The sequence below is a fragment of the Aureimonas sp. AU22 genome, assembly GCF_001463745.1.
Lineage (GTDB): Bacteria > Pseudomonadota > Alphaproteobacteria > Rhizobiales > Rhizobiaceae > Aureimonas.
Map to the genome: position 1 here is coordinate 39,490 of NZ_BBWJ01000040.1, position 14,758 is coordinate 54,247.

The following is a 14,758-nucleotide window of genomic DNA, read 5'->3' on the forward strand; positions in this document are numbered from 1 at the left end:
CCGCCGATCCCGACGTCTCCGGGAGGGAGCGCCATGACCACCTCGTCTGCCCAACGCCTGAGCCTCAACGCCATCGGCAAGACCTTCGGAACGCTTCGCGCCCTCGACGACGTGTCGATGAGCGTCCGGCGCGGTTCGGTTCACGGACTGCTCGGCGAGAACGGCGCGGGCAAGTCGACGCTGCTGCGCATCCTGTCCGGCGTGATGGAGCCGTCCGGCGGGACGGTCGCCGTGGACGGGACGCGCGTGACGGGCCATGGGCCACTGGCCGCCCGACGCGCCGGCATCGCGATGATCCACCAGGAACTCCAGCACGTTCCCGAGCTCACCGTCGCGCAGAATATGTTTCTCGGCCGGCCCATGCGCATGGCGGGCGGCCTCCTGGTGGATCGCCGGGCGCAGGAGCGCGCTGCGCGCAAGGCGCTCGCACCCCTCGACGCCTCGATCGATCCGGCCGCGCCGATCCGAACCCTCAAGGTCGCCCAGCGCCAGATCGTGGAGATCGCGCGCGCCCTCATGGAGGACGCCAGGGTCATTGCGATGGACGAGCCGACGTCGAGCCTGACGCCAGCCGAGTTCGACCGCCTCGCCGTCCTGATCCGCGACCTCGCCGAGAACGGCGTCTCGATCATCTATGTCAGCCACAAGATGGACGAGGTCTTTCGGGTTTGCGACACGGCGACGATCCTGCGCGACGGGCGCAAGGTCGCCGACGTCGCGATGGCCGAAACGACCGAGAGCGAGGTGGTCTCGCGCATGGTCGGCCGCGAGCTCGCTCAGGCCGAGCATAAGGGTTTCGCGACCGACGAGATCGTTCTCGACGTCGAGAACCTGTCGCGGGGGCAGGCCGTGCGCGGCGCGAGCTTCCGATTGCGGCGCGGCGAGGTGCTCGGCATCTCCGGGCTCGTGGGCGCCGGGCGCACTGAGCTCCTGCGGCTCGTCGCCGGCGTGGACCGGCCCGACGGCGGATCCATCCGGGTCGAGGGCAAGCCATTGCGGCTGGGTAACCCGCGCACGGCGATCCGCGCCGGGCTCGGCCTCCTGCCCGAGGAGCGCAAGCGCGACGGCATCGTGGCCCGTCGCTCGATCCGCTCCAACATCGCCCTCTCCTCCATGCGGCGCTTCTCGCGCGGCGGGTTCGTGCGCCGCCGCGCCCTTCAGGCCGAGAGCCTGAAGCTGATGCGGGACATGAACCTGCGCCCGCTCGACGTCGAACGCCCGATCGGCCAGTTCTCCGGTGGCAACCAGCAGAAGGCCATCATCGGCCGGTGGATCGCGGCGGGCGCCCGCATCCTCCTCTTCGACGAGCCGACTCGCGGCATCGACGTTGGCGCCAAGGCCGAGATCTACGCCCTGATCGAGCGCCTCGCCGCCGAAGGCCGCTCCGTGATCGTAGTGTCGTCCGAGCTGCCCGAAATCTTGCGGGTCTCCGATCGCGTCCTCGTCATGCGGGAAGGCGAGATCGCCGGCATCCTGGAGCGCCACGCGATCAGCGAGGAAGCGATCGTTGCCCTCGCCGTGCCGCAGTCCGCACGCTCCGCTTCCCATTCCTCCCGCGCGGAACACTGACGCCCATGACCTCCACCGACAGCCTCCCCGCCGCCGGCAAGCGCGGCCTGAAGCTCGGCTTCGGCCTGCGCGACGCCGGAACACTCATCGGCCTCCTGGTGATCGTCGGCGTCTTCGCCGCGCTGAGCCCGAACTTTCTGACCGAGCGCAACCTCCTCAACATCCTTCAGCAATCGTCGATCAACGCCTGCGTGGCGCTCGGCATGACGCTGGTCATCATCTCGGGCGGCATTGACCTGTCGGTCGGTCCGACGGCTGCGATCGCGGCGGTCGCCGCCGCCGCGATGATGGTGGGCGGCGCGCCGATCCTGGTCGCCATCCCCGCCGCGATCCTGTTCGGCATGGCGGCGGGCGCGGTGAACGGCGCCCTCGTCGCCTACGGCGGACTGCAACCGTTCATCGTGACGCTTGGCACGCTGTCGCTATACCGGGCCTCGGCGCTGATCTACACGGGGGGCAACCCGATCTTCGGCATCCCGCCGGAGTTCCGCTCCCTGTTCAACGGCGACCTCCTCGGCGTGCCGACTCCGGTCGTCCTCGTCGCGATCCTGGCGCTCGTCGTCTGGGTCGTCCTCAACAAGACGCCGCTTGGCGAGTATTTCCTCGCCGTCGGCGGCAACGAGGAGGCCTCCCACATCGCGGGCGTCCCCGTCGCCATGACCAAGATCGCAGCCTACGTCATCTCGGGTGGCCTTGCCTCCATCGCCGGCCTCATTCTCGTCGGGCGCCTGGGCGCGGCCGATCCGACGCTCGGCAATCTGTGGGAGCTCGACGCGATCGCGGCGGCGGCTATCGGCGGTGCCTCGCTCATGGGCGGGAAGGGCTCGGTGGTGGGCACAATCCTCGGCGCCATCATCCTCGGCTCGCTTCGCAATGGACTGACGCTCCTCAACGTCCAGGCCTTCTACCAACTCCTCGCCACGGGCCTTATCATCCTCGTCGCAATGCTGATCGATCGCGCGACCAGGGGACGGGGATGAACATGACCTTCAGCGATCCGAGGACCATCGGGCCTCGGATCCGCATGATGATGCCGCAACTGACGCCGCTCGAAGGGCGAGTTGTCGAGATGATTCTCGGCCGCCGCGACTTCGACGAGACGACGGCCCTGAAGAGCGTGGCCGAGGATGCAGGCGTGTCCGAAGCGATGCTGGTCAAGATCGCCAAGAAGTTGGGCTTCTCCGGCTTCAAGGACTTTCGGGCCGGCATCGCCGACTACAACCGCCTGCCGACCGCCGATCTACACCAGGAGCTTTCGCCCGACGACAGCGGCGCCCAGATCGCGCAGAAGGTGTTCCGCACCTCGATCCACGCCCTGGAGGAGACGCTCTCGATCCTCGATCCCGAGGCCTTCGAGCGCGCCGCCGACCTGATCTTTGCCGCCCGGCAGCGCGACCTCTACGGCATCGGCGGCTCGGCCCAGATCGCGCGCGACGTCGCACACAAGTTCCTGCGCATCGGCGTGCGCACCAGCGTCTTCGACGACGCTCACATGATGCTGATGTCGGCAGCCCTCCTGACGGAAGGCGATGTGGCTATCGCCTTCTCGCATTCCGGGCAGACGACGGCCGTGCTGGAGCCTCTCGAACTCGCCCGCAAGCGCGGGGCACGCACGATCGCCCTGACCAACTACGCCACCTCGCCGATCGCTGAAGTCGCCGACGTCGTTCTCTGCTCCACGGCGCAGGGGTCTCCCCTTCTCGGCGAGAACGCGGCCGCGCGCGTCGCCCAGCTCATCATCCTCGACGCCGTCTTCGCGGCCGTCGCCCAGCGCGACCTCAAGGCGGCCGAACGCAACCTCGCGGCCACCATGGGGGCCGTAAAAACCAAGCGACGCAATTCATGAGCACCGCCGAGAAGCCCGTTGTCGTCGTCGTCGGCAGCCTGCACTACGACATCATGGTCGATGCGCCGGACCGACCTCGCAAGGGCGAAACGGTGACGGGGCACGCCTGGGCTCCGAAGTTCGGCGGCAAGGGGGGAAACCAGGCGGTCAGCGCCTCGAAGGCGGGCGCCATCGTCCGCATGGCTGGCGCCGTCGGCGACGACGAGTTCGGTCGCTTCCTTCTCGCCAGGCTGGGCGCCTCGGACATCGACGCGACGCGTGTCGCGAAGCTGCCAGGCATCGGCTCCGGGATGAGCGTTGCAATCTCGGATGCCGAGGGCGACTACGGCGCGGTGATCGTGTCGGGTGCCAACCTCAAGATCGACACGGCTTCCCTCTCGAACGTGGAGCTCTGGAAGGATGCGAAGGCGCTGATCCTCCAGAACGAGGTGTCGGACGCCGTGAACCTTGCCGCCGCGCGAGCCGCACGCGAGGCAGGCGCGCTGGTCTGCCTCAACGCTGCCCCCTTCCGAGCGCTTCCGGGCGAACTCGCGGCCTTGGTGGACGTGCTGATCGTCAACGCGATCGAGGCCGAGGAACTCTGCGGACGCCAAGTCACCGATCTGGCATCGGCGGCGGATGCGGCACAGGAGCTTGCGACACGCTTTCCGAGCGTGGTCGTCACCGCTGGAGGCGCTGGCGTTGCAGGCGTTCAGTCCGGCGGATTGCCAGTTGCTCGCGAGGCCCTGCCTGTCGGCCTCGTAAGCACGCACGGGGCGGGCGACGCATTCGTCGGCGCTCTAGCGAGCTCTCTTGCTGCCGGCAAGTCATTCGCCGAAAGCCTTTCAGTCGCGAACGAAGCGGCAGCCCGACATGTCTCTGCTCGTTCGTGATGGTTCCGGATCATCGCTGCCGGCCAAATCCAAAGCTGCGGCACCGGCTGCGATCGCAAATCATGTAGCAGGCGGCTTATTGCCTGCTTCCTTTGGTCGATGAGCGAAACCGGACGATCGGGTCTCCATCCTTTGACGGCGGTTTTTCTGTGCCGATTCAACCCTGAAACGGAACCGGCGGCGCTTGGGGCCATCAAAGCGGTAAGCGAAGGGGAGTGATACCGGGACGACGTCCGGCGCGAGGTGGACGGATTGGCCGTTACCCCCTTCGACCTGCCGGACGGGTGCCTCGGCAGCTACCATCCGGAGATGAACCCCTTGATGCCGTTGTCGCATCACGACGATCCGTCCAAGACGCCGGCGGCCAAGTCCGTGGCGGTGCGGATCGACGCCACCGACCGATCCGGCCTGTTCAGCGCGCAGGGCGAAGCGTCCGGCGAAGCGCGCCGCTCGCGGCCGGCAGACGCCAACCCGCACCCCGTTCCCAGCTAGCGTTTCGACCCAGAACAGCCACCCCGTTTTCCGTTATGGATAAGCGGTCGATAACGAGTTGAACGCGATGCCGCCTTCCTTCGCCAGGACAGCGGCGTCAGGTGTCACGAATGCAGCGCCCGAAATCCTTGTGGTTCCTGATCGGCCTTGTCGGCATCACGCCGCTGCTCGCGGCCTGTGGGCGGGAAGTGCGTGACGACACCCTTCTGGCGCGCACGGGGCCGAACGGCGCCGACGATCGCCGGATCCCTTACTTCGACCGCAATGCCTATCAGATCGGCCAGGGCGGACGGTATGCGGGCTGGTACGGTTGCAATGCGTGTCACGGGCAAGGGGCGCGAGGCGTCCTGAACCTTGGCGACGCTTTCTGGCGCTACGGCGGTTCCTTTCCCGACATCTACGCCTCGATCGCGGAACGGCATACCGCCCCGGATCAGCGCTACGGCGAGCGCATTCCGATCCAGCAGCTCTGGCAGATCACGGCCTATGTCCGGAACCTCGCCGGCTTCGGAGCGGAGCGCATCCGCCGTCAGAGCTTCGACCAGGCGGGCGAACCCGAGGGGCGCCGGTGGACGGGGCCGCTCCGATGATCTGCCGCTTCGTGCCCCTTCTGACGCTGACGGCACTCGGCGGATGCTCCGGCGTCCAGTCCGTCGTCGCGCCGGGCGGGCGGCAGGCGGCGGACCTCAACGACCTTTTCGTGCTGATGCTCGTCGTCTGCGGAACGATGTACGCGCTCGTTCTCGGCTTTCTCGGCTGGAGCCTGTGGCGACGGCACCGCCCGATCGCGGCCGGTGAGACGGCGGTGGAGCCCTCCGACCGAGGGCTTTCGCGTTCGCTCGGGGCGTGGGCGGCGCTCATCGTCGTCGGCCTCAGTGTCCTGATCACCGCAAGCTTCCTGACCGACCGGAGCCTTGCGGAACGAAGCCGGGAGGAGACGCTGACGATCCGCGTCACCGGTCACCAATGGTGGTGGCGCATCGAATACCCTGCCCCTTCGGGGCAAGGCACTGTCGAGACGGCGAACGAGCTCCGCGTGCCGGTCGGTCGGACCGCGCGGATCGAGCTGGCATCCGGCGATGTGATCCACAGCTTCTGGGTGCCGAACCTCGCCGGCAAGACCGACGCGATCCCGGGCCGCGCCAACGCACTGAGCCTCACGCCGACTCGCACCGGCTGGTTTCGCGGCCAGTGCGCCGAGTATTGCGGGACGCAGCACGCGCACATGGCGCTGGATGTGAACGTGCTCCCCAAGGCCGAGTTCGACGCCTGGCTCGCGGGACAATCCGATGCGGCGGCCGATCCTCGTGGCGACCCCGTCCTCGCGCGCGGCCGAGACCATTTCGCATCCGGCCCCTGCGCCGCCTGCCACACGGTTCGCGGCACGACGGCTGGTGGCCGCGCCGGGCCGGACCTTACGCATGTCGCCTCGCGCCGCTCGCTGGCGGCCGCCACCCTTCCGATGAGCCGGGGCGGGCTTCAGGGCTGGATCGCCAACCCGCAGGCGTTGAAGCCCGGAACCCTGATGCCGACCGTCCCGATGCTGCCCGCCGATGCCGACGCGATCGCGTCCTACCTGAGTTCGTTACGATGATCGCGATCTTCCGCCGATCGCGGTCCCGCACCGAACGCGCCGCCAGCGAGCGAGCCGCACGCCTAGCCGAGACGTGGGACGACGCGCCGGGCCTTTGGGGTTTCCTGACGACGGTCGACCACAAGCGCATCGCCGCCCGCTACATCGTCACCGTGGTGGTCCTGATGTTTGCGGCCGGCATGCTGGCGCTGCACATGCGGTTGCAACTCGCCTGGCCGGGGCTCAAGATCCTTGGCCCACAGCTCTACAACGAAAGCTTCTCGCTGCACGGCTCGACCATGCTGTTCCTCGTCTCCGTGCCCGTCATGGAGGCGATGGCGATCTGGCTCGTGCCCTTGATGCTGGGACAGCGCGCCCTCGCCTTTCCGCGCCTCGCGGCCTTCAGCTTCTGGCTCTATCTCGGCGGCGTCCTGATGCTCTGGATTGCCCATGCCTTCGGCATCACGCCCGATCTCGGCTGGTTCGAATATCCGCCGCTCTCCGGCCCCGCCTACTCGCCCGGCCACCGCGCCGACATCTGGGCGCAGATGATCACCTTCACCGAAGTCGCCGCGCTGGCAGCTTCCGTCAACATCACCGCGACCATCCTCAAGATGCGCCCGCCCGGCATGACGCTCGCCCGCATGCCGCTCTTCCTGTGGGCCATGCTCGTATCGTCGCTGATGACGATCTTCTCCATGCCGGCCGTCATGCTCGTCACCAGCATGCTGATCGCCGACCGGCTGGTCTCGACCGCCTTCTTCGCACCGGCGGCCGGTGGCGACCCGCTCCTGTTCCAGCACCTCTTCTGGTTCTTCGGGCACCCGGAGGTCTACATCATCTTCGTGCCCGCCGTCGGCTTCGTCACCGCCATCGTTGAGACCTTCTCACGCCGTACGGTGGTCGGGCACATCGCCCTGGTGCTCTCGGTCATGGCGATCGGGGTGCTGGCCTTCGGCCTCTGGGTCCATCACATGTTCGCCGTCGGCCTGCCCAAGCTCGGCAACTCCTTCTACACCGCCGCCTCGATGGCGATCGCGCTGCCGGCGGGGCTTCAGATCTTCTGCTGGATCGCCACGATCTGGAGCGGACGTCCCCGTTTCCGCACACCGCTCCTCTGGGTGATCGGCTTTCTCGCCACCTTCGTGATGGGCGGGCTGTCGGGCATCATGACGGCCTCCGCCCCGCTCGATCTCCAGATCACCGACACCTACTTCGTCGTCGCTCACTTCCACTACGTGCTGGTCGGCGGCGCGATCTTCCCGCTGCTCGGCGCCTTCGCCTACTGGTATCCCAAGGCGACGGGGCGCCTGATGTCGGAGCGCTGGGGCGTGATCTCCTTCGGGCTCATCGTCGGCGGCTTCAACCTCGGCTTTTTCCCGATGCACATCCTCGGCCTGATGGGGATGCCGCGTCGTGTCTACACCTACGAGGTCTCTCTCGGCTGGGGCCCGCTCAATCTCGTCGCCACCGTCGGCTCGGCGATCGCGATCCTCGGCGCGCTCGTCTTCGTCGCCAACGCGCTTCTCAACCTCCGGTGCGGCACCCTCGCCGGTCCCGACCCCTGGGAGGGTGCGACGCTCGAGTGGGCCGCGTCCTCACCGCCGCCGAGCTACAACTTCGAGCATACACCGACCGTCGACAGCCTCGCACCGCTCTGGAGCATGAAGCCGCTGAAGGTGCTCGACGGGATCGGCGTCGAGCGACGCGAGGTACTGGTCAGCTCGATCGCCGATGCAGAGCCGGAATACTAGCAGGAGAGCGTGCCGCCCTCGATCTGGCCTCTCGTCTCGGCGCTGGCGGTCTCGGCCATGTTCGTCGGCAGCATCTACACGCCCTGGGCGATCGTCGCCGGCACGCTGCCCATCGCGATCGCCCTCACCGTCTGGTTCTGGCCCCGCCGGGAGCGCGCCAAGAGTGGGCTGCTGGGGGTGGGGCGTTGAGCGGCGAAGCCAAGGAAACGGTGGTGGTCGGGAGCCTCGCCGACCTGCCCGAGCATGCGGACGGCTCGCGGTACCTCGTCTGGTGGGGTAACCTCGGCTTCATGGCGATCGAAGGGATGGGCTTCGCGCTGGCCGCCGCTGCCTATCTCTATCTCATGAGCCGGGGGGACAGCTGGCCGCCCCCCGGCGACAGCCTGCCGTCCCTGGGCTGGAGCGGCGTCTTCACCGCCGCGCTCATCCTCAGCGAAGTGCCGAACCTCTGGATCCTCCGACAAGCCAAGGCGAAGGACGAGCGCCGCGTGCGGCGCGGCATGGCCCTTGCGACATTGATTGGGGTCCTCCTTCTCATCCTTCGGGGCTTCGAACTCGCCCACCTCAACGTGCGGTGGGACGCCGATGCCTACGGCTCGGTCGTCTGGCTCCTTCTCGTGCTGCACACGACCCATGTCGCGACGGAACTCGGCGACACGGCGGTCCAGACGCTCTGGCTCTTCACGCACGAGATCGGCGACGCCCAGTTCGCGGACGTCGAGGACAATGCGAACTACTGGAGCTTCGTGGTGGCGACCTGGCTGCCGCTCTACGGCCTCGTCTACTGGCTGCCGAGGCTCGCCTGACATGACTTCTCCGATCGGCCGCTTCGCCCTTCCCGTCGCCCTCCTCCTGCCGCCAGCCGCCTGGATGACGTTCGAGACGGGCCTTGCCGCAACGCTGCGCCCGGCCTGCGCTGCGGCGGGATGGATCGGACCGATTTGGGGGACCGGAGCCTTCCTTGCCTGCCTTCTGGCGCTGGCTGCGAGCTACCGGGCGATCGAGGACAGAACGCGCCGCGAGGGCTCGACAGGCCGCTGGATGGGACGCGTCGCAAGCCTTGGTGCGGGCGTCTTCGCGCTTGCCATCCTGTTCCAGACGCTTGCCACCTTGATTGTCCCGCCGTGCGCGCGCTGACCGTCTTCCTCTGCGTCCTCGCAGCTCCCGCCATCGCGCATGATGGGCACCCGCACGCAAATGCCGGCTTCCCTTGGACCTTGGATCCCCGGATCACCGTGTCGCTGGCGCTCCTCGGTCTCCTATACTCCGTTGGCAGCGCACGGCTCGCAGCGCGGAGCGGACGCGGGCGCGCCAAACTTGCGCGGCATGGGCGCTTGTTCTGGCTGGGCTGGGCGATACTCGCCCTCGCCCTGGTCTCCCCGCTTCACGCGGCCGGGGAGCGGTCATTCCTACTCCACATGGTGGAGCACGAGATCCTGATGCTCGTAGCCACACCGGTCCTCGTACTCGGCGAGCCTTTGGCCGTGATGCTTTGGGCCTTTCCAGGCACCGTCCGCCGGCGGTTGGGACGCATCGGGGCCGCGATCGGCTCGTCCGGTCCTTGGCGCGCCCTGTCCGGCCCGGTCGGCGCGACGACAATTCAGGCGGCCGCGCTCTGGCTTTGGCACGCGCCGGCGCCCTTCAACCTGGCGCTGGAACACGGCGCATTCCACATCGCGCAGCACGCAAGCTTCGTCGCCTCTGCGCTCCTGTTCTGGAACGCCATGCTCGGACGACGCGGGGCGCGCGGCGCCCGTGCGGGGGAGCCGGCGATCGCCGCCCTCTGCCTTTTCGTCACCTCGCTCGTCGGCGGCGCGCTCGGCGCCCTGATGGCCGTGTCCGAAAGCCCTTGGTACGCCGCCTATGCGCGGATGGGGGAGATGCCCTTCGGTCTGTCGCCCGCCGAGGACCAGCAACTCGCCGGCCTCGTGATGTGGGTGCCGGGCGGCATGGTCCATGCGCTAGCGGCCCTTCTCGTCGTGGCCTCGCTCCTGCGTGCCCGGAAGGACATGGCCGATGTCCGCTAGCCTGCGCTTCGGCCTCGCCTTGTTCGTCGCAGGGCTCCTTGCCGCGTCCGCGGCTCTCAGCCTTGCGCAGTGGCAAAGGGAGGCACGCGCCCGGACCATGGCGGAAGCTGCGACAGGTGGCCATGTCGACGCCGGCAAGGTCTTGATCGGGCGCTATGGCTGCGGCGCCTGTCATGAAATCCCCAGCGTCCTGGCTGCGAGCGGGCGCGTCGGTCCCTCGCTCGAAGGCTTTGCCGGCCGCGCCGAAATCGCGGGGCTCCTCCCCAACGATCCCGCAGAACTCGACCTATGGCTGCGCAAGCCGCAGTCGGTGAAGCCCGGCAACGGCATGCCGAACCAGGGCATCAGCGAAACCGACGCCCGCGACATCGCGGCCTATCTTCTGACCTTGAACTGAAGGGCATGCGCGTGGACTTCCGACGGCGGAAGCCAGAGGCTCAGGCAGGCCACGATCCGCCAAGGCCTTTCCGGTTCAGCCTCGCTTCACCGGGAGCAGAGCCGATGACGTTCCACGGAAGGCAGCCTGATCGCGGTTCTCGGGTTCAACCATCAGAAGGAAAATCTGCTCGATAGGGCGCACGAAGGCCGACCGGTGACGAAGCCCCCTTCGCTTCAAGATGGCACACAATCACGCGTTGCAGTCACAACGAGGTAGAGCGACCCGGCGCGCCCGAGCTACGCGGAGCCGCCCGACCGATGATGGGCGATCGCCACGAGCGAGTTCGAAGGCTGTGGTCGGCCCGTATGGTATCCCTGAATCAGATCGGCACCGGCCGAGCGCACGAGTGCCAGTTCGCCGTCTGTTTCGACGCCTTCCACCAGCACGCATACGTCCCTGTTTCGCAGGAGATGCAGCACGTCCTGAAGGAAGTTCTGCCCGTCCTGCGAGTCGGCACGGCGGAGGAAGCAGCGGTCCACCTTCACGACATCGAACGTGATCATCTGCAACCACCTCAGCCCGGCATATCCGGTTCCGAAGTCATCCAACCAGATCTGTACCCCGAGCGCCTTCAGGCTACCGACGACGTCCAGAATATGGGCATCCAAGGCGATGTCGACGCTCTCGGTGATTTCAAGCGCCAGCGTCGAGGGTTGCAGCCCGAGTTCGGCAAGAAGGCGGGCGACATACATGGGGAAGCCGGGCGCCCGCAACTGGACACCCGAAACGTTCACCGAAACACGATCGGCAACACCGGCGACGAGAATGTCGGTGCAGGCTCGACGCAGCACCCACCGCCCCAGCTCGCCTATCAATCCGGTGCGTTCCGCGACCGGGATGAACGACGCCGGGCTTATGGATACCCCCTCGTCGGTGCGCAACCGCATCAGTGCCTCGACGGCACACAGTCGTCCCGTGTCGGCTGCGACGATCGGCTGATAGACCAACGACGCCAAGCCGTCCGAAACGGCACGAGCGAGAAGTTCCGTAATCTCGTGATCGCGATGAAGGCTCTCCGGGACGCTGGGGTCGAAGCGGTGGGTGCGATTGCGTCCCTCCGCCTTCGCGAAGTAGAGGGCCCGATCGGCTTCGCTGCTGATGCGCTCGAGATCCGGGACAACTCCGGAACGCGTTACGCTGGCGCCGATGCTGACCGTCACGATCCCCATGCCATCCGAGCGTTCGGAATGCTGGACCTCCAAAGCCTCGATCGACTTGCGCATGTCCTCCGCGAGGCGAAGGAGCGCGTCTTCGTCCTCGACGTGGGAGAAGGCGATGAACTCCTCGCCTCCGTAGCGCCCGACGATGGCATCGTGTCGCTCTGCAGCAGCATCTAGTGCACTTCCGACGCTGATCAGACAGCGATCGCCGGCTTGATGGCCATGACGGTCGTTGAACGCCTTGAAGTGGTCGACATCGATCAGCAGCACGCCGATCGTTCGGCCATCGGAGTTCCATCGTTCCCGATACTCGGAATAGGCCTCCACCATGGCTCGGCGGTTGCGCAGCTTGGTGAGATGATCCGTGTTGGCGATCCGAGCGAGCTGCCGACCGTTGTCGCGAGCCGCCTTCTCGTTGATGCGTGCGCGGGTCTCGTTGAGGAACGTGGCGTAGCGCTCGAAAGAGAGTTGCCACGAAAGATAGAGGGCAAACCAGAGAAAGGTCAGGAAGTAGGCGATCAGGACGAGCTTGGTACCGAACGAAACGTCGGTCGTCGCGGCAACACCGCACAACAGGAAGGTGATGGCCGAAGAGCAGGCAGCGCTCGTGGCGAACCGGAACCGGAAGAAGAGGCTCGAGCTGACGACGAAGACCGTACCGAAAACCAGAAACAGCGCGAAGGCATCCTGGTAAGCGGTGTGCCTCGCTATCTCCGACCACACCGCAGCGGCGACGAACAAGCCGATCGCGCAGGCGGAGTTGACCAGTTGCAAGCCGACCTGGCGCCAGACCAGGAACTCGACGAACGCGAGGATCGCAAGACCCAACAGGATCCGCGTCGTCGCACTGGACAACCCAATGTCGGGAAAGAGCCAGAGGTCGAACAACCCGAATGAGATGAAGCAGGCGACAGCGGCACGAACCCCCCGGTGCAGGAAGCCTATGTCCGCCCGCTCGGTCCGGCTTTCGAACAATCCACGTAGTACCGGATCGTAACTCTTCCAGCGCGATCGAACCAATGCCCGTTCGATACGCTCCTCGAGATCATCGTCGCCAACGGTCAAGGGTTCATTTCTTCCCATCAGCGCCCGTGATTCGATTCCGTCGGTGCCGAACCTGCGCGCCCATACGGATGTATTCATACCCGCGGAATGCAGGCTTCAAGTCACACTAGGCTCAGGTCGTTACAGACTTGCTAAAGCCGCTTCTGGATAACCCCCGTTCGATCCAAAAAATCGTTAAAAATTCGTATAAGATTTTCCGTATTCGTAGGACAGTCACTTCGCATCTCTGGCGTGTGATTGGGTGGAATCATCGGAATGGCATTTGAAATTGACGGACAAAGCCTCATCACCGGCAATCTTGTCCGGTCCTCAAAGCTTGCATTGCCCGCGGAAGAGGCGGCATCGAGGTTCGAGGTTGCCGCGAGCAATGTGCTTCCGATCTTGTCGATGGCCGAGCGGGCCTTTGTCGACGGCCTATCCCCGAGCGGCATCGTCGAACGGTTGGCGGCTCGCCTCGGTGAATTGCGGAGAACCTGCGCGCCCGACGTCTGGGACGCCGTGGTCGAGCTCGCGCAAGGGCATTCCGTCAAACGGTTCCTGATGGAGGATCCGCTGACCCATTGGTCAGCCACAAAGCCCCGGGGTTATTCCGGCGACGCCGGCCTGCTCGACATCTATTACAAGCACCCGAGCATGGATCATCTGTTGGCGGACTGCTCGCCGCTCGGACGTGCGATCTACGACTACACGTCGGAAGTTCCCGCTTGCGAAGCCGGACGCGAGCGCTGCCGTATCCTCGCCAGGACCGTCGACGACGTCGCCGGACGGACAGAGGAAGGAGCACAGATCTTTGCCGTCGCGGCGGGGCACCTTCGTGAAGCGGAGATCTGCGAAAGCCTTCCAGCGGGGAAGATCGGGCGCTGGGTGGCCTTGGACCAGGACCCCATCAGCATCGAGGTGATGACCAAGGCCCATGGCGGAACTGTCATCCAACCGCTCAACGGTTCTGTGCTTGGTCTCCTGCGCCGATCCTACGAACTCGGCTCTTTCGACCTTGTCTACGCCTCGGGACTCTACGACTACCTGAACGACAAGACGGCCGTGAAGCTCATGCAGCGGTTGGTCGAATTCCTAAAGCCCAATGGTACGATTCTGTTCGCCAACTTCAGCGACGAGATCGCATCGGCCGGGTACATGGAAACATTCATGGACTGGCCGCTCATCCTGCGGTCGGAGGCCGACATGTGGCGGATCATCAATGCGAGCGTCGACCGCAATCTGTTCGATGCGCATGTCTGGTACGGGGAAAACCGGAACATCGTCTACGGAACACTTCGGATGCGTTAGCCGCACCGATATCGAACGTCAGGCGGCGGTACTGAAGGCCCGGCTGTTCAATCGTCGAGCGTCCGGATCCTCTCGGTTCCGGATTGCCGTACGAGCGAGGCTGTCGCGACCTGTGTCACGCCGACGAGCGGAAGCCTGACGATAGACGGACAGTATACGGGAACGCTCGACAAGAATGGGCTGACTATGCTTCGCGGACGTTGCATCGGCTTCGTCTTCCAGTACCATCATCTGATCCCGGCGTTCAGCGCCGTCGAGAACGTCATGGTGCCGCTGCTCGTGCGGCGCGGATACGCCGACAAGGACATGCGACGGACGGCCGAGCGGCTATTGGACCAGGGTAGCCGCCTCGCTTTTGCCGGTCGCAAGGCGACGCACGCGTCGGGTGGGCAGCGGCAGCGCGAGGCGATCGCAAGGGCGTTTGTCGCAGTTCCAGCGATCGTCCTCGCGGACAAGCCGACAGGCAACCTCGACACCAGGAGCGCCGGAGGTGTCTGCGACCTCATTGGACTTGCCCTGCCTTGTAGAAGGCGCTTTCGGGGAGCAGCGGGTGCTGGGCTGATCGACAGACCTACCTCAGAGAACATGCTGGTGCCGTGCATCGTCACGAAGCGCGACCGCGGCGATGCGTCGAAAACCGGCCATGCTTGGCAGCGTTCGCTTTGTCGCGACGG

The 14,758-nt window shown here is 66.2% G+C and carries 12 protein-coding genes and 3 pseudogenes; 14 read left to right on the forward strand and 1 reads right to left on the reverse strand.

What is annotated here, in order from left to right:
• The first annotated feature begins 33 nt into the window (after nucleotides 1-33).
• The 12 genes and pseudogenes from AUL34_RS13860 to AUL34_RS13915 all read left to right on the forward strand — a co-directional run bounded on the left by AUL34_RS13860 (nucleotide 34) and on the right by AUL34_RS13915 (nucleotide 10,530).
• Entirely contained in the window at nucleotides 34-1,569 is a 1,536-nt protein-coding gene (locus AUL34_RS13860; protein WP_061934781.1) for a sugar ABC transporter ATP-binding protein, read from the forward strand.
• A 5-nt stretch (nucleotides 1,570-1,574) separates the two neighbouring features.
• Nucleotides 1,575-2,549 (forward strand): ABC transporter permease, encoded by a 975-nt coding sequence (locus AUL34_RS13865; protein ID WP_061934783.1) that lies wholly within the window; start codon nucleotides 1,575-1,577, stop codon nucleotides 2,547-2,549.
• Nucleotides 2,546-3,415, forward strand: coding sequence for a MurR/RpiR family transcriptional regulator (locus AUL34_RS13870; RefSeq protein WP_061934785.1), 870 nt, complete (start codon nucleotides 2,546-2,548; stop codon nucleotides 3,413-3,415). The genes AUL34_RS13865 and AUL34_RS13870 overlap by 4 nt, the downstream gene beginning before the upstream one ends.
• Nucleotides 3,412-4,287 carry a PfkB family carbohydrate kinase gene (locus AUL34_RS13875; RefSeq protein WP_061934787.1) on the forward strand — a complete coding sequence of 292 codons (876 nt, stop codon included), beginning with the start codon at nucleotides 3,412-3,414 and terminating at the stop codon, nucleotides 4,285-4,287. The genes AUL34_RS13870 and AUL34_RS13875 overlap by 4 nt, the downstream gene beginning before the upstream one ends.
• Nucleotides 4,288-4,512: 225 nt before the next feature.
• Nucleotides 4,513-4,779 (forward strand): annotated as a pseudogene (locus AUL34_RS22335) (hypothetical protein); the annotation flags it as partial.
• A 110-nt stretch (nucleotides 4,780-4,889) separates the two neighbouring features.
• Nucleotides 4,890-5,369 carry a cytochrome c gene (locus AUL34_RS13885; RefSeq protein ID WP_061934791.1) on the forward strand — a complete coding sequence of 160 codons (480 nt, stop codon included), beginning with the start codon at nucleotides 4,890-4,892 and terminating at the stop codon, nucleotides 5,367-5,369.
• Entirely contained in the window at nucleotides 5,366-6,373 is a 1,008-nt protein-coding gene (gene coxB, locus AUL34_RS13890; RefSeq protein ID WP_202814955.1) for a cytochrome c oxidase subunit II, read from the forward strand. Before AUL34_RS13885 ends, coxB begins: the two co-directional genes overlap by 4 nt.
• A pseudogene (locus AUL34_RS13895) lies at nucleotides 6,370-8,295 on the forward strand (cbb3-type cytochrome c oxidase subunit I). Before coxB ends, AUL34_RS13895 begins: the two are co-directional and overlap by 4 nt.
• Complete coding sequence (locus AUL34_RS13900; protein ID WP_061934795.1) at nucleotides 8,292-8,912, forward strand: cytochrome c oxidase subunit 3; 621 nt, start codon at nucleotides 8,292-8,294, stop codon at nucleotides 8,910-8,912. Before AUL34_RS13895 ends, AUL34_RS13900 begins: the two are co-directional and overlap by 4 nt.
• A gap of 1 nt (nucleotide 8,913) precedes the next feature.
• Nucleotides 8,914-9,243 (forward strand): hypothetical protein, encoded by a 330-nt coding sequence (locus tag AUL34_RS22605; protein ID WP_061934797.1) that lies wholly within the window; start codon nucleotides 8,914-8,916, stop codon nucleotides 9,241-9,243.
• Nucleotides 9,231-10,133, forward strand: a complete 903-nt coding sequence (locus tag AUL34_RS21935) for a cytochrome c oxidase assembly protein (RefSeq protein ID WP_192845756.1) — start codon at nucleotides 9,231-9,233, stop codon at nucleotides 10,131-10,133. Before AUL34_RS22605 ends, AUL34_RS21935 begins: the two co-directional genes overlap by 13 nt.
• Nucleotides 10,123-10,530: a cytochrome c family protein gene (locus AUL34_RS13915; protein WP_061934801.1), complete on the forward strand. Its 408-nt coding sequence runs from the start codon at nucleotides 10,123-10,125 to the stop codon at nucleotides 10,528-10,530. The genes AUL34_RS21935 and AUL34_RS13915 overlap by 11 nt, the downstream gene beginning before the upstream one ends.
• 278 nt (nucleotides 10,531-10,808) lie before the next feature.
• On the opposite strand, the gene AUL34_RS13920 is transcribed toward AUL34_RS13915, so the two are convergent.
• Complete coding sequence (locus AUL34_RS13920) at nucleotides 10,809-12,797, reverse strand: bifunctional diguanylate cyclase/phosphodiesterase (protein WP_192845757.1); 1,989 nt, start codon at nucleotides 12,795-12,797, stop codon at nucleotides 10,809-10,811.
• 255 nt (nucleotides 12,798-13,052) lie between these two features.
• On the opposite strand from AUL34_RS13920, the gene AUL34_RS13925 reads away from it, so the two are divergent.
• Nucleotides 13,053-14,084, forward strand: coding sequence for a class I SAM-dependent methyltransferase (locus AUL34_RS13925; protein ID WP_061934805.1), 1,032 nt, complete (start codon nucleotides 13,053-13,055; stop codon nucleotides 14,082-14,084).
• Nucleotides 14,085-14,150: 66 nt separating this feature from the next.
• Nucleotides 14,151-14,534 (forward strand): annotated as a pseudogene (locus AUL34_RS23105) (ATP-binding cassette domain-containing protein); the annotation flags it as partial.
• Nucleotides 14,535-14,758: the final 224 nt, after the last annotated feature.